Source organism: Priestia sp. 10L35 (assembly GCF_056395685.1).
In genome coordinates, this window is sequence record NZ_JBFTKA010000002.1 from 446,582 (window position 1) to 462,289 (window position 15,708).

The following is a 15,708-nucleotide window of genomic DNA, read 5'->3' on the forward strand; positions in this document are numbered from 1 at the left end:
TAGCGGTTCTTTGTCCGCTATCTCGTTTTTATGCAAAATTAGTTACTCGGTATTTTCGCTCAGGCCTCCCTACACTTCCATACACTATTTCCACCTGCATTTCTTTACAAGATACTAAATACTCTAAATACCTTCTCATTGTTGAATAACTGATACCTACTAGTTGAGCAAACTCATCTACATTCAAGCTCTGCTGAACTTCGCGAACTTTATCTCTTACTAAACGAAGAGTATGTTTATCAATCCCCTTAGGAAGTTCTGTTACTGCAGCTGCTGATTGAGTGTGGCGGTTATGACGCGTTCTAAATAAATGGTCTATTTTATCTTGGTTAATCATTTTATTTTCGGTTAATTCTATTCTCGTAGACTGATAATGTTTTAAAGTAGATAAAAATTTATCAATAATTACAGGTTTCACCAAATAACCAAATGCTCCTCCTCTTATTGCTTCCCCTACTGTTTCAACATCATTGGCTGCCGTTATTAAAATAATATCGATTCCTCGATACTTCTTTCTGATTTCCCACAGCAGCTCCACTCCGTTGATATCTGGTAAAAAGACGTCTAATAAAATTAATTGCGGCGTAAATATTGTTAATAGTTCTAAAGCCTGTTCTCCAGATCCTGCTGTCGCAACAACAGTGAAATGCTCTAGTTTCTTAGTAAACTGTTCATAAATTTGTGCAGCTGTAGAATCATCTTCTATAATCATGACATTAATTTGATTTTCAGTCATATCGATTCTTCCTTTTCATTATTTAATAGCTTTGGGATAACTAATGTGAATCTTGCTCCTTGTAACATACTTTTGCTTATGTATAGTTCACCTTTAAGTAGCTCTACAGATCTTTTAACAATAGTCAATCCAATTCCGTGATTTTCACCTTTTTTCGTTGTGTAACCATCTATAAAAATCATATTTTCTACTTCTTTTGATATCCCTGGCCCATTATCTTCAACTTCAAAAATCAGGTCATTTCCTACATCTGTAAAAGATACCACCACGTTCCCTTTATGTTCTCGCACAGCCTCGAGCGCATTATCGATTAAATTCCCCAAGATAGAAACAACGTTTTTTGCGTCTTCGATATCTAAAGTACTTGTTAAGTTACTATCTTGGTCAATTTCTAAAGTAACGTCTAATTCTTTCGAACGATTGATCTTTCCAAGTAAGCATGCCGCAATCAAAGGATCCTTTACAGAAGACATTAAAAAAGAAATAATATCTTGGCGTTCCTTTACCTCTGATGAAATCATTTGCATGACATGCTCATACTTCTTTAACTTTAACAATCCATAAATCACGTTCAGCTTATTTAAAAATTCATGATTTTGAGCACGTAAATTATCAGAAAACATTTTAATTTTAGAAATTTCTTCTGTCAATTCTTCAATTTGAGATAAAGTTCTTATAGTAAGGACGATACCCTGCACTTCTTTTTTTCTTACAATAGGAGATAAATCTAAAATATACTGCTGACCATCTAATACAAGGGACTGGTTAGAATACACCCGCTGCTTTTCTATCGCTTGATCAATTAGCTGTCCTAAACGGGAGTTCTTTATCTCTCCTCCTATTTGAAGATGACCAAATAGTTCTCTGGCCCTTCTGTTCATCGACGTTACATATTTTTCAACATCTACAGTAACAGTAGCATCTTGAATAGATTCAAGGGTAGCCTCTTTTTCTTTAAAAAGAAAGGAAATCTCCTCCGGTTCCAGTCCAAATATTAGTCTTTTTACCCGCCTTGCAATGAAAAAAGCTCCAAATGCTCCAATAAGAAAAGGAATACAGGACAATTTAATGATTTTTATTCTATAATCATTAATCTGTTTTTCTATATTGCTTACGAGAAACCCTACTGACGAAACGCCTATTACGTTTCCTCGGCTATCCCATATGGGGGTCTTGGCTTTAATTGCAAATCCTGAAATTCCTTTTCCTTTATAAATAATGGATTGATGCTCCTTTAAAGAAGCTTCGTTGCTTGTTTTGGTATGTTTTCCAATATAACTACTATTGGGATGAGAATAGCGGATTCCTTTATCATTAGCAATGGTGACGTAATCTGCCCCAGTGGTTTTTCTTATTTTTTCTGCAACAGGTTGGATGTGCTCAGAAGGATTTTTATTCTTAAAAGCTTTTACAATCATTTTGTCTTCAGAAGCTAATTTTGCTACTGTCATAGCTTGCTTACCTACATATTTTTCAACAATTTCATCTATCATTGCAGAAAATAAAATGCATACAAGGACGGTACTCACAAGAATAACTACCGTAATAAGCAATGTAATTTGGGCAAGTAAACTAGGTCTTCTATTCACATTAAGAGAACGCATACATTCCTCCTTTTAATGAAATGAAATTTCGGCTGTTGTTTCAAGTGTAGCATAAAAGAAAAAAAGTTTAGCACCCAACTTCAAATGTTTATAAATAGACGTCTAAAGGGAAAAATAAATCGAATAAACGCTTGACTTAAAGTATACTTTAACAATTATAATCAATTGGAAAACATCGAAAATGGAGGAATCAACATGAAATATACAGTAATCACTGGCGCAAGTTCAGGAATTGGATATGAAACAGCTTTAGCTTTTGCAGCACGTGGAAAAAATCTTATATTGGCTGCACGTAGAGAGGACAAGCTAGAAGAGTTAAAAAGAAAAATTGAAGAACTGAACCAAGATGTAAATGTTATTGTCCAGTCGGTTGATTTATCCGTGGCAGAAAATGCTCATACGTTTTATGAGTCACTCAAAGAGTATGAATTAGAAACTTGGATTAACAATGCTGGATTCGGAAACTTTGCTTCTGTCGGTGAACAAAAATTAACTAAAATTGAAACAATGCTTCATTTAAATATCGAAGCCTTAACCATTCTTTCTTCTCTATTTGTAAGAGATTATGAAAACGTTGAAGGTACACAGCTTATTAATGTCTCTTCTGGAGGCGGCTACACCATTGTGGCTGATGCGGTAACTTATTGCGCAACAAAATTCTACGTAAGTGCATTTACAGAAGGTCTTTCTCAAGAATTAAAAGGAAGAGGAGCAAAAATGCAGGCTAAAGTTCTAGCTCCGGCGGCTACTGAAACAGAATTTGCACAGCGTTCGATGGATATGAGTGATTTTGAATACGAAGGACGAGTACCTAAGTTTCATACGTCAAAAGAAATGGCTGCTTTTATGCTGGACCTTTATGATAGCAATAAAACGGTAGGACTTGTAGATGGAGTAACTTACGAATTTCACTTAAAAGATCCTATCTATCCATATGCAGACAGAGCAACAAGCTCAGATTCTTAAACAAAAAACACCCTTCCAAGGGTGTTTTTTTATGTCCGTTTAAATGAGTAACTATCTTGTTTATGTAATGAAGATGCTTAAAGATAATCTTTTCCTATTTATCTTTCCACGCTTTACTTCCTAATTTTTGTGTTGCTTTTTGTACATACTAACCGAACGGAGGTGACAAAAATGGGTACAAAAAAATCTGCTAACCGCGGTCAAGTAGCTCCTGGAGTTAACCCTCAAGGACACGGAAAAGATGTTGAATTTTCAACAGAACCGAAAAGTGAACTTGAAAACAAAGCGAAAAAGTCAAATACAAAAATTTAATTAACAAGGAGAAGATCACTCTTCTCCTCTCTTCCTCTTAATTACTTTTTCGAAAACGAAACTCCCCAGATTGTTGACTCCTTTCTGCTTCTTATGAAACTGCATCAATAGTATAAAAAAGTATACTATACAACAAAAATGTGCGTACTTGTTAGAATGATTTATATGAATTATGATAAATCTGCAAACGGATTTTATGACAAATTGTATGTTAACTGGCTGTTAATTGTAAGCTATACAGGGTATAGATTACTCTGAACAGTTCATCACTAAATATTTTTCACAGAAAGGTTGTTTACACATGAACCATACAGATAAAAAACAAGAAATTTTAGACGCATTTAACTTTCGTCATGCTACAAAAGAGTTTGATCCAACGAAGAAAATTTCCGATGAAGATTTCCAATTCATTTTAGAAACAGGGCGCTTATCTCCAAGCTCAGTAGGTTATGAGCCATGGAAGTTTTTAGTCGTTGAAAATAAAGATTTAAAAGAAAAATTAAAAGCTGTTTCTTGGGGAGCACAAGGTCAAATTCCTACAGCAAGTCATTTTGTTATTATTCTTTCTCGTACAGACGCAAGATATGACTCTGAATATGTGTTGAATCTTCAAAAAAACGTAAAAGAAATGCCGGATGATGTATTAGAGACATTAATGCCTCGTTATAAAGATTTCCAAGAAAATGATTTTCATTTGTTCGAAAGCAAGCGAGCACTATTTGATTGGGCTAGCAAACAATCTTATATTGCACTAGCTAATATGATGACATCAGCTGCTCAAATTGGTATTGATTCTTGTCCGATTGAAGGATTTAACTATGACCAAGTACACGAAATTCTAAAAGAAGAAGGATTACTAGAAGACGGTAAGTTTGATATTTCCGTTATGGTTGCGTTCGGCTACCGAATTCATGAACCTAAACGCGGAAAAACGAGAAGAAGTATGGATCAAGTTGTACAGTGGGTAAAATAAGAAACGAAAGACGAAGGGGTGACATTGCGTCACTCCTTCGTTTTTATATTTTTATATGCTGTTATAAAGGCAGAAGGATCGGTTTGTATGGTATAAGCGAACATCCCTTGATTTGTATGTAAGTATAAAAAGCCGCTGTCTTTTGAAACGCATTTGTAAGAGATGTCAAATACGTCATTAATGTGAAAGCAATCGTTTTGTGTTTCAATACTATCAGCGTATAAACACATGTCTTTTGAATGCTGAATTGTCACCTTTTGTGTTCGTTTTATTTTTCTTTCAACGTATGTATAAGGAATCATAGAAATAATGCTCATTGCACCCCTCAACTCCCTTCCTCATGAATGTATGTTTTTCTTTTAAAAGCCAAAACACCTTGTTAATCAAACTCTATCACTTACCAAAAAGCAATTCCAGAAAGAGTATTTCTGGAATTGCTTTTAAGATTGCTGCTCTTTATTTTCTTCACCTTTGCAAAAGTCGATATTACTGTTTGTCATAGAGGCAATAGCAGGAGAGCCGTTTCCAAACGAAAAACAAGCTCCTACCGATTTTGTATTTGCCGTGTGACTATTTTGTACAACACAGCCTACGCTTACGTTCGAGTTGTCTTTTAACCCGTTAGTCACGATATTTTCAATGTTAATAATACAGCCCATTTTAACACCTCTTTCGTTTCTATTAACGTATGTCATCTCTGTATATATGTATAGGATGTTCGCCTATTATTGATAAGTTGTTTGCTGCAAAATAGAAAAAAAGAATCTTCGTATACCCTTTAAGCAGAGAAGACACTAAAGTGATGTCTTCTCCTTCAGTGAATTTAACTTTTTACAGCTTTTTCCCAGTCTGATGCAAATTTTTCAATTCCTTGCTCTGTTAACGGGTGTTTTACTAATTGTTCAATTACGGCATACGGAATTGTAGCAATATGAGCCCCAGCAAGAGCTACTCGTGTGACGTGATCTGGGTGTCTGACTGACGCTGCTATAATTTGTGAGTCAATGTGTTGAATTCGAAATAGCTCTGCAATTCGAGATACCAGATAAACACCGTCTTCTGAAATATCGTCTAAGCGTCCTAAAAATGGCGATACGTATGTGGCACCGGCACGAGCTGCTAGAAGCGCTTGATTCACTGTAAAAATTAACGTTACGTTTGTTTTTACGCCTTTTTTAGCTAGATAACGGGTTGCTTCCAATCCAGCAATGGTCATAGGAAGTTTAATCGTTATATTTTTGTCTCCTCCATTAATTTTTATCAGCTCTTCTGCTTGAACAATCATGTCATCTGCTGTTACTGTGTCGGGCGTGACTTCTGCTGAAACGGATTCTACTTCCGGGACGGTTTTTAAAATTCCTTCGATGCGATCTTCAAACTTTACGCCTTCTTTAGCTACTAGCGAAGGGTTTGTGGTAACACCTGATAATACTCCAATTTTATATGCTTTTTTAATATCTTCCAGGTTAGCTGTATCAATAAAAAATTTCATCCTATATTCCTCCACTCGTTATGGTAAAAACAGCTTTTCAGGGGCGTTTTTGCATGACTTTATGTTCAAATGGAATTGCCCTCTTCATATTGTCTTCATAAAATAAAATTTATTTCCTTTCAAATGCTGTATGTTTTTCTCCAAGTTTTCCCTTCCTTAAATTCATCGGAATAACTTTTATTTGCATGTATCATACTAATGGTGTTGAAAAACCCCTCATATACTCCACTAAAAAACCTTCAGCATTTATGCTGAAGGTTGAAATACATTCTATTCTTAATTTTTTAGTCCTCTATAGCGAGCTGTTTTTAACTCTTGAACGTAGGGTTCAAAATCCGGCATCTCTACAGCTCTCGCCAATTCGATAGCCTTTTCAATATCGTATGGAATACGTACAAATTGAATAGAAAATGCTGAAGGACTTTCGTCTTGATCCTTTCCTTCTAAGATAAGATAAGAAGCTTGTGGTAAATCAAGCGGGTTTCCTACACTTCCTACATTGCATAGCGTTTTCCCTTTAATATGTTGAATAAATGCATTATGTACATCTCCGTAACAGATAACATCTGGCTCTCTTGATCCTTTTATATTTTCCGTATATTTCGTATTAGCAAATAGACTAAGGCGCTTTTCAAGTGAATCCCAGGGTTGAATTCGATCATAAAGACTTCTAGGTGAAGCGTGAAACATTCTAATTAATTTTCCGCTCATCATAAACTCAACGGAAAAAGGAAGTTCCTTTAAGTATGCCTCTTGGGCTGAACTTAACTTCTTCTGATGCCATTTCAACGCTTCGAATTCCGCAGGCTTTGTAATGAAGTCATCCCAGTTTCCCATTACTGTTACTTCGCACTTTTCTTTTATGATATCAATCGCTTTACTTGAATCCGGGCCTTTTCCTACTAAATCACCTAGACAAATGATGCGATGGATATCTCGCTGTTGTATGTCAGCTAAAACTGCTTCTAATGCAGGAAGATTTCCATGGATATCTGAAATAACAGCAATTTTGTCCATTGATTCCTCCACTCCTTTTTCATATGTATGTATTCAATTCTTTTCTTTATTATAACATTTTATAATAAGACCGTTTACTAAAACGTGTTCTCTTCATTTAACAAACAACGGTATAATTCGAATGGACATAAAAGGGAGGAATAAGAAGTGGATTTTTATAGATCAAGAAAAAATCTGTTTTCCTTATTTATTAACATAAAATAAAGGAGTACTGTAATATATTTATACGAGTACTCCTTTATTGGTAGTAAGGTAGTATAGAGAGTCGTAAGATACCTCATTTATCTTGCGACTTTTGGTTTATAACTTATTGAACACCAACTGCGTCAAATGACTTGCCTACTGAAATTACTTCTTGAGAGCCTGAACCGTATAAATCAGCAGCAGCTTGTACTAAACCTGCACGCGCTTGGCTAAACGTTGTAGACTGAGTGAAGTATAGCGTATTAGCACGGTAATAAATTTCCCCTAGCTTATCGCCGCCGATGCCTGTTACAGTAACCCCGTAATGCGTTCCTCCATTAGCTACCAAGTAGGCAGCTTTGTTGATAATACCGCTGTTTGTATGAACTCCGCCGTTGTCACTAGAACCTGTATAGCGCTTTGAATAATGATCCGGATCTCCATATTTCGCTGGGTTGCTCATTGAACGAAGCGCATCACCGCTTGTACCAGGCGTATAAATATCTTCTCCAATTTCCCAATCTGGATTACGGTTGTCATAGTATTCTACCAATGTTCCGAAAATATCGGAAATTGCTTCGTTTAATGCACCTGATTCATATTGATAGATTAAATTAGAACTTCTTTCTGTGACCGCATGCGTCAATTCATGTCCAATAACATCTAATCCTCCTGATAGCGGAACAAAAGTAGTTCCATCTCCATCTCCGTATACCATTTGGGATCCATTCCAAAACGCATTATTGTACCCGCTACTATAATGAACAGTCGATTTTAGCGGAGCTCCTGCATTGTCATAGGAGTTGCGGTTAAATTTGTTTTTATAATAATCATATGTCACGCCTGCATAATAGTGAGCATCTACTGCAGCTGCATCGCGGGTTGCATTATACGTATTATCCGTGTCTGCCCATAGTGTACCTGGCAGAGATGTACGATTTTTTGCATCATACGTATAGATTGTCGCCCCTCTTGTATTATCTTGTAAGTAGTAAGTAGAACTAGATAACGTTGTCTTTAAAGATTTAGTATCTCCAAGCACTCCTTTACCTGAGCCAATAGCATTTGTTCCTGTTACAGGTTTCGCTGCCGGCTTTGCCGCTTGCTTCACATCGGCTTTTGGACCAGCTACGGAATCAATCGTATTGTACTTATCTAGCACTTTACCGCTAATAGCATCAACAAAGTAATAATAGTTGCCTGGTTCAGGGCTTAAGAAATTTAAATTTACTACATAAGCATACGTTGTGTCTGAACCATTTTGATAAACATACAGTTCAGATGAAGGGGCTTTTTCATACGTCGGTTTAAAGCCTAAGTCTTTTTCGGCTGCTTGAATTGCCTTTTTGCTGTCAACTTGCTTCTGTCCTTTTAGCTTTTCCTTTTTATCTAAATCAGGAGCTACTGTACCTGATACAACTTTTAAGGTTCCATCTTTCGCTACGTGTGCTAATTGAGTAGATCCCCAAACAGGAATATTATTATATACCTGCTGCAAGCGTACAACGGTTGCTTGTTCAACGGGATCTTTCACTACTTCTGTCACTTTAAATGAGTTTTGAGCATTTTCACTTCCTAATTTATATTTGTCTTTATTTGTATTCATATAATGAAATACGACGTCTTGAGCTTTCTGTGATGATGGGCCTGAAAGCTTTCCAGAAATAAACTCAGGAGATTTAATTTCTTTGTTATACTTTTCGGTTGAAAGTACATTATTTGGCGCGGCACTGCTCGTATGTGCAAAAGCAAATGATGAAGAAAGGATACCAACTGATAATAATACCTTTAAAGCCTGTTTTTTCTTTTTCATAGTTTTTTCTCCCTATCCCTAGTAAATTTAATTACCGCAATTTTTCTGTTAATTGTGATAATTAGCAACATTATAGCAACTAAAAATTACTACGTCTATATATTATTTCAATATTCCTATTATTATGAAAATTAAGAATAAACATTTTGCAATAAGTCTTTTTTACCTATTTAAACTATATGAAAATCATTTATGTTGATTTTCATACAAGTAAAATAATTCTTCAAGTCAGCTGATAAAAACTAGCGGCCTATGGAGTATTATTCGGTCTTATTATCAGTCCTGAGAAGCATTTTACAAAAATTACTTATAAGGAAAATTATAAATTTCAGACCATTTTTGAGGCTTAAATCTACTCTTCCTCTTCATTTTTTTATTTTTTTAATCTATTAATTAAATTTTTTGTGTGTTTTTTATGTACATGCACAACATTATTTTATTATAGTACTGCCCTTCTTATGAACATAAAAAAGCACGAATCTACTAAAATCTTTGTAAATCCGTGCTTTTTCTGTTTATTTCAAGCATGTACAACCAACGATAACTAATAAAACAAATAGTACAACGATTAATGCAAAACCGCCACCGTAACTACCGTAGCCGCCGTAGCCATAACCACCGCCGTAACCCCAGTTGTAAAATCCCATTTCACTTCACCTCCGTAGCCTGTTTACTCTATAGCATATGTACAGGCTAGAAAAAATGCTCGCCCATTTATCGCCCTTTTATGACGATAAAAAAAAGACTGAGACATAACGAAAACATTCCAATCAACCGCTAGAAGCAACCAGCTAGATTAAACCCATGTTCACCATAACAATAAAAAAATCCGAACGATGAATCGTTCGGATCTCCCTTCAACTAAAATACTTTTGTCACAGCCTCTTTTAAGATAACAAATATTAACTTATTTACTTTTAGAAGCTTGTTCTTTAAAGCGAAGTATGTAATACGGAACAATACAGATAACCGCCAAAACAAGAGCCGTTAAACTGACTATGCGGGGATTATTAAGCCCAAAAGAATAGTCTCCAAAAGATGCTCCAATCGCAATAATAGCAAAAATAATATACAGAATACGAAATATGTTAATCCACTTTTTCTGTTTAATCGTAACCACTCCTTTGCTTATTTTACTCCAACATAGAATATTATAACTTTACTAAACAACTTGTTGCAAAATTTCTTCTCCCTTTGACTGATTACCTTTTATTCTAACGGTAAACAAATTTCTACACTCGTCCCTTTGTTTACTTCACTTTCAATACTAAGAGTTCCTTTATGTTGTTGGATAATATTAAAGCAGATCATTAACCCTAACCCGATTCCGTCTTCTTTAATACTGTAAAATGGTTCACCTAAATGTTTGATGCGTTCTTTTGAAATTCCTACACCTTCATCAATAATTTGAATATGAATATGATTGTTGTCCTTTTTTCTCAGCTCAACTTTAATTTCTCCTCCGGAAGGCATTGCTTCAATCGCATTCTTAAGAATGTTTATGAACACCTGTTTCATTTGATTGCTTTCACAATATACAAAAGGCATTTCTCCATATGAGTTAAGTTCAATAAAGATGTTTTTCATGGTTGCTTGAGGCTGCAGCAATAAAATCACTTGTTGAATTAACAGCTGCAAATCAATCGACTGAAATGTTACGGCCTGTGGTTTTGCCACAGACATGAATTCCTCAGTAATCATTTCAATACGCTCAATTTCAGAGGATATAATGTTCATATAGGTTAACTCTTCTTTACTCGCTTTTTCAGTTAATAACTGCATAAACCCTTTGATGGCTGTTAAAGGATTTCTAATTTCATGAGCAATAGCTGTAGCAAGCTGCCCGACCGCTGCTAATTTCTCAGATTTCTGCAGCAGCTCTTCTGTTTTTAAGTACTCTGTTCTGTCTCTTGAAACAATAAGAAGCACTATTTTGTTTTCTATATTGAACAACTTTCCACTATATTCTAGTTTTTTTATTTCGCCGGACTTAAACGTAAACTGTGATTGCAGCGTAAAAGAAAGATTTCCGTTGCGAATTTCTTCGACTGTTTTTTGAACAATGTCAGAATCTCTAGGTATAATATCGTGGCAAGGCATGGATAAAAGCTCTTCTCTCGTATATCCAAAGCGCTTACATCCAGCTTCATTTACTTCAACAAAACGAGAAGGAAAATGATCCGATCCTATTTCAAGTAAATAAATTGCGTCGTTTGCGTACTCAAATAACGTGCGATATTTCAACTCACTTTCTTTAAGCCTACGATGCAGCAAGTCAAGCTCTTCCTTTGCTTTTTTAGCTTCAGATATATCCACGCATACTCCAGACAAACCTACCAACTCATCTTTCCCATTAAAAATTGGAGAAATGGTGATGCGAAGGTCTACTAAACTTCCATCTTTACGAGCTCTTACAACTTCTACTCGATTGATTGCCTCTTTTTCAGCAACAGTCTTTTTTATATTCTCATGTACATCCTCACTAAAAGCTCCTGCTATATCGTAATATTTTTTCCCAATGACTTCATGGGATTTCCAGCCATATACTTTTTCATAAGCTTCATTAACTCGCAAGATTCGCCCTTCTAAATCAGTTATAATAACCGCATCCATGTGATGATTAATAAAAGACTCCAGCTGTTCTTTCGTATATTCTAGTTCTTTTTTCATTATTCTGACAAAAAAAGAATCTTCTTCATCCTTACATGAATCTGATCCAGCATAGGCAGCTTCTTCTGCTACAGCGTAAAATTTACGATAAAATTCTATCGTCGCTACAGCTACTCCCAGTCCGAGAATCCCGAACACTAAATATTCTATTTCGCTATAAAACGGCGACTGAATAGGTGTATTCCAGAAGTAATTTGTCAGTAAGACATGAACGATAAAATGAATAAAGAAACAAAGAAGAGATTGTTTTAATAAAGAAAACTGCTTTCTATATCGAATAAGAGGAAGGGAAAACAAAAAGGTAAAAATTAAAATTAAGATAGTCAGTAACCAATGACTTTCTAAATAGATACTGCACACGGCCATAGTGATACCTGCAACTGCACCGGCTCTATAACCAAAGTACAGAACGGTCAAAATAAGAGGAAGGAAACGTAAATCATATGTAATTTGTTGATACGTAACGCTATATACCATAAGAATAGCAGAAACAATGCTTGCATAAATACCACTCATCCATTTGTATTTATGGGCTAGACGCTGTAACAAAAATATTCTTATCGCAATCATAATACTGACAAAAAACGAAAAAATACATAAGTTAACAAATAATCCGCTACTAATCACTCCTTCTATTCCTCCTTTACTTGTAAATATGCGTAAAATAATTCCCTTATATAGAGAGTGTAACATGAATAAGCGCTGCTATTTATAAAATTAATAAAAAAACTAGTCTCGCCCGAGGCAAGACTAGTTTTTTTATTATCTATGCTGATCTTGATACATAGGTCCTTCTGAAATCATATTGCTTTCAGAAACGTACGTAGGATCTGAATGCGCATCTTTATTTAGGCTAGCATTTACCTGCTGTTTTTTAGATAAACTTGAAAGTTTTACTTTGGCACTTCGAACAAGTCCTTTTACTTTCCGTCGTTTCGCAGCATCGCTTAATATATAAGACGTAATGCCGACTCCTACCGTTGATAGCGTAATACCTGATATCAATGCTTTTTGTTTTCTTTTTCTCATAATAGCTCCTTCCTTGTACCTTTTTGAATCTTACAGTAACTTTTCCCCCTCAGGTAATCTCTCAAACCAGATTATTCAGATTATTCACTTCTTTAACAAGACGCGGCAGTGTGTCCGCTCCTGCTATTCCATCTGAAAAAAGGCCATACCGATTCTGGAATTTTTTCATTGCAGCGATTAATTCATCTCCATAGAAACCGTCTGCTCCAAACTTCGGAAGAGAAAAACCTAGCGCAAGTAAGTTTTGCTGAATTTGTTTGACTCCTAACCCTCTATCACCTTTGGAATACACAAAGGGTCCTTTTGTATTATTCGTCATAGAGAGATTTGTTGTGACTTCTTTAAAAAATGAGCAGTCCATTTCATTTATATCCACATTTGTAGAAATTCCTTTTACTCTGCCAGAATCCGTATACTGAAACATGGCCCATCGCTGCCACTGACTTAGCTCACCAGGGTGCTGCATACCGCCTTGTCTGTTGGCCGCACTATATCTTGCTACCCACAAAGGATACTTACTTATTTCGTTTGTGAAAAAAGTTTTAGCAAAATGATAATTCGTATATACGATAGGCTTAATTCCTGTTGTTTTGTGAACATGCTCGAGCCAGCTTACGGCAAAGTCAGAAACAAATTCTTTAGATTTTTTTTTATCTTCTTCTAGATCCAAACACGGCGGAAGGTCTAGTTTCATTTGTCCAAGCTGAGCAATAAAAAAAGCAGCTTCTTTCTCCGGGCTATTTGTACAGTGAGCATAATGATAAAACCCTACTCTCAAGCCCGCATTTTTGGCACCTATATAATTTTCATAGGATCTAGGGTCTACAAAAGTTCCGCCTTCTGTTAACTTTATATACACCCCTTTTACTGAGGTGTTTTTTATTTCTTTCCAATTAATGATTCCTTGATGATGAGAAACGTCGAGAATAATAGGATTATTTGAATGTCGCCTTTGCATAGTTTTCACCTCTTTTGCTAGCTTCCTTATGTATACGACGAATCTTTCAAAACCCCTGTTTTTTCCGGATCCCGGTATTCTTTTATAACGATGTGTAAAACATTGCTCATTTGAATAGCTAAATAAGCTTCATGTTTTTTGTCATAATAACGATACCATCCTTGCGTATGAATAATAGATTCCTCAAGCTCTTTTACATTTTCTGATTCAACCAATGTACCGATTGATTTTTCATTTCCAAAATAAAACTTCACTTCGTACGTCACTTGAATCCCTCCTTTATAGAAATGTAAATACCCTAATCGTATGTACTTGAATCTAGTATAAGGCAGTGTAAAAATTCTTTTAATCCGCAAATTCTTTTTATGTGTTTATTTAGAACAATGTTTATTTTATTAATATTTATTAAAAAGAAGCCAAGCATTCTGAGCTGCTTGGCTTCTTTTTTTATTTTGATGGATGAATCATATTAGCGGGATTTACCCATTGTTCAAATTGTTCTTCTGTCAGAAGGCCTGTTTTGACCGCTGCTTCTTTTAATGTCGTTCCTTCTTGATGAGCCAGTTTGGCGATTTTAGCCGCATTTTCATAACCTATGTGCGGATTTAATGCTGTTACAAGCATAAGAGAATTTTCTAGATTATGCTGAATCTTTTCTTTGTTGGGTTCAATTCCTACTGCGCATTTATCGTTAAAAGCCTGCATGGAATCTGTCAGCAATCTAACTGATTGTAAAAAATTATAAATAATAACCGGCTTAAATACATTTAATTCAAAGTTTCCTTGACTAGCCGCAATGCCAATCGTCACGTCATTCCCAAGCACTTGTGCAGAAACCATTGTTAGAGCTTCACTTTGAGTTGGATTTACTTTTCCAGGCATAATAGAACTTCCTGGTTCGTTAGCGGGAATCGTAATTTCGCCTAGCCCGCTCCGAGGACCGCTTGCCAGCCAGCGCACGTCATTGGCAATTTTCATTAAGTCAGCTGCTAATGCTTTGAGTGCACCGTGGGCATAAACCACTTGATCGTGACTTGTTAATGCATGAAATTTATTAGGTGCTGAGGCAAATGTTTTTCCAAGCGTGCTGCTGATTTCTTTCGCTACTTCATCGCCGAAGTCAGGATGTGCATTTATCCCCGTCCCAACAGCTGTACCGCCAATAGCTAGCTCCTTCATATACTCTACGCTTTGTTTAATCATTTCTTCATTCTTTTCAAGCATATGATGCCATCCGCTAATTTCTTGTCCTAGTGTTAGCGGTGTAGCATCTTGTAAATGGGTTCTGCCTATTTTAATAATATCTTTAAACTGCTCTTGCTTCGCAGCGAACGTTTCTTTTAATGTTTTTAGAGCAGGCAATAATTGATCTTCCACTTCTAGTACAGCTGCAATATGAAGAGCTGTAGGAAAAGTATCGTTAGAGCTTTGTGACATATTCACATCATCATTTGGATGAAGCGTTTCGTTGCCATTTATTAGCTGGTTTCCTCGGTGGGAAATCACTTCATTTACATTCATGTTTGATTGCGTTCCGCTTCCTGTCTGCCATACTACTAAAGGAAAATGTTCATTCCATTTCCCTTCAATAATTTCGTTAGCAGCTTGTACGATGGCTTCCGATTTCCCTGCTGATAGTTTGCCTAGTTTATGATTACTAATAGCCGCACTTTTCTTCAAAACCGCAAAAGCGCGTATTACTTCAATCGGCATTTTTTCAATTCCTATTGGAAAATTTTCTTTACTTCTTTGCGTTTGCGCTCCCCATAGTTTATCTTCTGCCACTTTGATTTCTCCAATTGAATCTCTTTCGATACGATAGCTCATAGTTAGAACTCCTTTTCAATATTTTCTTTACCTATTAGTATTGATTATATGGATGAATTTCATGACATAATAACAATTATTCACTGTTGAAAATTCCCTTTATTTTATTTTTTAAACGGCATTAAACA

At 35.7% G+C, this 15,708-nt stretch carries 16 protein-coding genes and 1 pseudogene; 3 read left to right on the forward strand and 14 right to left on the reverse strand.

Annotated elements, in window-relative coordinates; genetic code table 11:
• Positions 1-28: 28 nt before the first annotated feature.
• Both AC1DEF_RS08260 and AC1DEF_RS08265 read right to left on the reverse strand, forming a co-directional pair.
• Positions 29-736 (reverse strand): response regulator, encoded by a 708-nt coding sequence (locus tag AC1DEF_RS08260; RefSeq protein WP_097823429.1) that lies wholly within the window; start codon positions 734-736, stop codon positions 29-31.
• Positions 733-2,229, reverse strand: coding sequence for an ATP-binding protein (locus AC1DEF_RS08265; protein WP_318331308.1), 1,497 nt, complete (start codon positions 2,227-2,229; stop codon positions 733-735). The genes AC1DEF_RS08260 and AC1DEF_RS08265 overlap by 4 nt, the downstream gene beginning before the upstream one ends.
• Before the next feature lie 306 nt (positions 2,230-2,535).
• Here AC1DEF_RS08265 and AC1DEF_RS08270 point away from each other — a divergent pair, with 306 nt between their 5' ends.
• The 3 genes from AC1DEF_RS08270 (at position 2,536) to AC1DEF_RS08280 (ending at position 4,591) form a co-directional block, all read left to right on the forward strand.
• Complete coding sequence (locus AC1DEF_RS08270; protein ID WP_097823431.1) at positions 2,536-3,306, forward strand: SDR family NAD(P)-dependent oxidoreductase; 771 nt, start codon at positions 2,536-2,538, stop codon at positions 3,304-3,306.
• A 171-nt stretch (positions 3,307-3,477) separates the two neighbouring features.
• Positions 3,478-3,618, forward strand: coding sequence for a small, acid-soluble spore protein L (gene sspL, locus AC1DEF_RS08275; protein WP_013057030.1), 141 nt, complete (start codon positions 3,478-3,480; stop codon positions 3,616-3,618).
• Positions 3,619-3,919: 301 nt separating this feature from the next.
• The gene (locus tag AC1DEF_RS08280) at positions 3,920-4,591 is read left to right on the forward strand and encodes an NAD(P)H-dependent oxidoreductase (protein WP_043982446.1); all 672 of its coding nucleotides are present in this window, start codon (positions 3,920-3,922) and stop codon (positions 4,589-4,591) included.
• A gap of 29 nt (positions 4,592-4,620) precedes the next feature.
• On the opposite strand, the gene AC1DEF_RS08285 is transcribed toward AC1DEF_RS08280, so the two are convergent.
• From AC1DEF_RS08285 to fumC, 12 genes and pseudogenes are all read right to left on the reverse strand, one after another.
• Positions 4,621-4,908: a hypothetical protein gene (locus AC1DEF_RS08285; protein ID WP_043982444.1), complete on the reverse strand. Its 288-nt coding sequence runs from the start codon at positions 4,906-4,908 to the stop codon at positions 4,621-4,623.
• A gap of 123 nt (positions 4,909-5,031) precedes the next feature.
• Positions 5,032-5,250 (reverse strand): spore germination protein, encoded by a 219-nt coding sequence (locus AC1DEF_RS08290; protein ID WP_025752385.1) that lies wholly within the window; start codon positions 5,248-5,250, stop codon positions 5,032-5,034.
• A gap of 164 nt (positions 5,251-5,414) precedes the next feature.
• Positions 5,415-6,083 carry a fructose-6-phosphate aldolase gene (gene fsa / locus AC1DEF_RS08295; RefSeq protein WP_477727346.1) on the reverse strand — a complete coding sequence of 223 codons (669 nt, stop codon included), beginning with the start codon at positions 6,081-6,083 and terminating at the stop codon, positions 5,415-5,417.
• 276 nt (positions 6,084-6,359) lie between these two features.
• Complete coding sequence (locus tag AC1DEF_RS08300) at positions 6,360-7,100, reverse strand: metallophosphoesterase family protein (RefSeq protein WP_097823433.1); 741 nt, start codon at positions 7,098-7,100, stop codon at positions 6,360-6,362.
• Positions 7,101-7,407: 307 nt separating this feature from the next.
• Positions 7,408-9,006 (reverse strand): annotated as a pseudogene (locus tag AC1DEF_RS08305) (M4 family metallopeptidase); the annotation flags it as partial.
• Positions 9,007-9,611: 605 nt separating this feature from the next.
• The gene (locus AC1DEF_RS08310) at positions 9,612-9,743 is read right to left on the reverse strand and encodes a YjcZ family sporulation protein (protein WP_016764087.1); all 132 of its coding nucleotides are present in this window, start codon (positions 9,741-9,743) and stop codon (positions 9,612-9,614) included.
• 260 nt (positions 9,744-10,003) lie between these two features.
• Positions 10,004-10,216, reverse strand: coding sequence for a hypothetical protein (locus AC1DEF_RS08315; RefSeq protein ID WP_013083131.1), 213 nt, complete (start codon positions 10,214-10,216; stop codon positions 10,004-10,006).
• 89 nt (positions 10,217-10,305) lie between these two features.
• Positions 10,306-12,393 (reverse strand): PAS domain S-box protein, encoded by a 2,088-nt coding sequence (locus AC1DEF_RS08320; protein ID WP_318331306.1) that lies wholly within the window; start codon positions 12,391-12,393, stop codon positions 10,306-10,308.
• Positions 12,394-12,528: 135 nt separating this feature from the next.
• Positions 12,529-12,795, reverse strand: coding sequence for a hypothetical protein (locus AC1DEF_RS08325; RefSeq protein ID WP_014460133.1), 267 nt, complete (start codon positions 12,793-12,795; stop codon positions 12,529-12,531).
• A gap of 61 nt (positions 12,796-12,856) precedes the next feature.
• Positions 12,857-13,753, reverse strand: coding sequence for a GH25 family lysozyme (locus tag AC1DEF_RS08330; RefSeq protein ID WP_097823436.1), 897 nt, complete (start codon positions 13,751-13,753; stop codon positions 12,857-12,859).
• Between the two features lie 26 nt (positions 13,754-13,779).
• Positions 13,780-14,019 (reverse strand): hypothetical protein, encoded by a 240-nt coding sequence (locus tag AC1DEF_RS08335; RefSeq protein WP_043982432.1) that lies wholly within the window; start codon positions 14,017-14,019, stop codon positions 13,780-13,782.
• A gap of 181 nt (positions 14,020-14,200) precedes the next feature.
• The gene (fumC, locus tag AC1DEF_RS08340; RefSeq protein WP_097823437.1) at positions 14,201-15,580 is read right to left on the reverse strand and encodes a class II fumarate hydratase; all 1,380 of its coding nucleotides are present in this window, start codon (positions 15,578-15,580) and stop codon (positions 14,201-14,203) included.
• Positions 15,581-15,708: the final 128 nt, after the last annotated feature.

Bases quoted from the DNA above. Each gene is read 5' to 3' on its own strand.
- AC1DEF_RS08260 (WP_097823429.1), bottom strand. From the start codon at position 736: ATGACTGAAAATCAAATTAATGTCATGATTATAGAAGATGATTCTACA.
- AC1DEF_RS08330 (WP_097823436.1), bottom strand. From the start codon at position 13,753: ATGCAAAGGCGACATTCAAATAATCCTATTATTCTCGACGTTTCTCAT.
- AC1DEF_RS08290 (WP_025752385.1), bottom strand. From the start codon at position 5,250: ATGGGCTGTATTATTAACATTGAAAATATCGTGACTAACGGGTTAAAA.
- AC1DEF_RS08325 (WP_014460133.1), bottom strand. From the start codon at position 12,795: ATGAGAAAAAGAAAACAAAAAGCATTGATATCAGGTATTACGCTATCA.
- AC1DEF_RS08265 (WP_318331308.1), bottom strand. From the start codon at position 2,229: ATGATAGATGAAATTGTTGAAAAATATGTAGGTAAGCAAGCTATGACA.
- fsa (WP_477727346.1), bottom strand. From the start codon at position 6,083: ATGAAATTTTTTATTGATACAGCTAACCTGGAAGATATTAAAAAAGCA.
- fumC (WP_097823437.1), bottom strand. From the start codon at position 15,580: ATGAGCTATCGTATCGAAAGAGATTCAATTGGAGAAATCAAAGTGGCA.
- AC1DEF_RS08300 (WP_097823433.1), bottom strand. From the start codon at position 7,100: ATGGACAAAATTGCTGTTATTTCAGATATCCATGGAAATCTTCCTGCA.
- AC1DEF_RS08285 (WP_043982444.1), bottom strand. From the start codon at position 4,908: ATGAGCATTATTTCTATGATTCCTTATACATACGTTGAAAGAAAAATA.
- AC1DEF_RS08280 (WP_043982446.1), top strand. From the start codon at position 3,920: ATGAACCATACAGATAAAAAACAAGAAATTTTAGACGCATTTAACTTT.
- AC1DEF_RS08310 (WP_016764087.1), bottom strand. From the start codon at position 9,743: ATGGGATTTTACAACTGGGGTTACGGCGGTGGTTATGGCTACGGCGGC.
- AC1DEF_RS08270 (WP_097823431.1), top strand. From the start codon at position 2,536: ATGAAATATACAGTAATCACTGGCGCAAGTTCAGGAATTGGATATGAA.
- sspL (WP_013057030.1), top strand. From the start codon at position 3,478: ATGGGTACAAAAAAATCTGCTAACCGCGGTCAAGTAGCTCCTGGAGTT.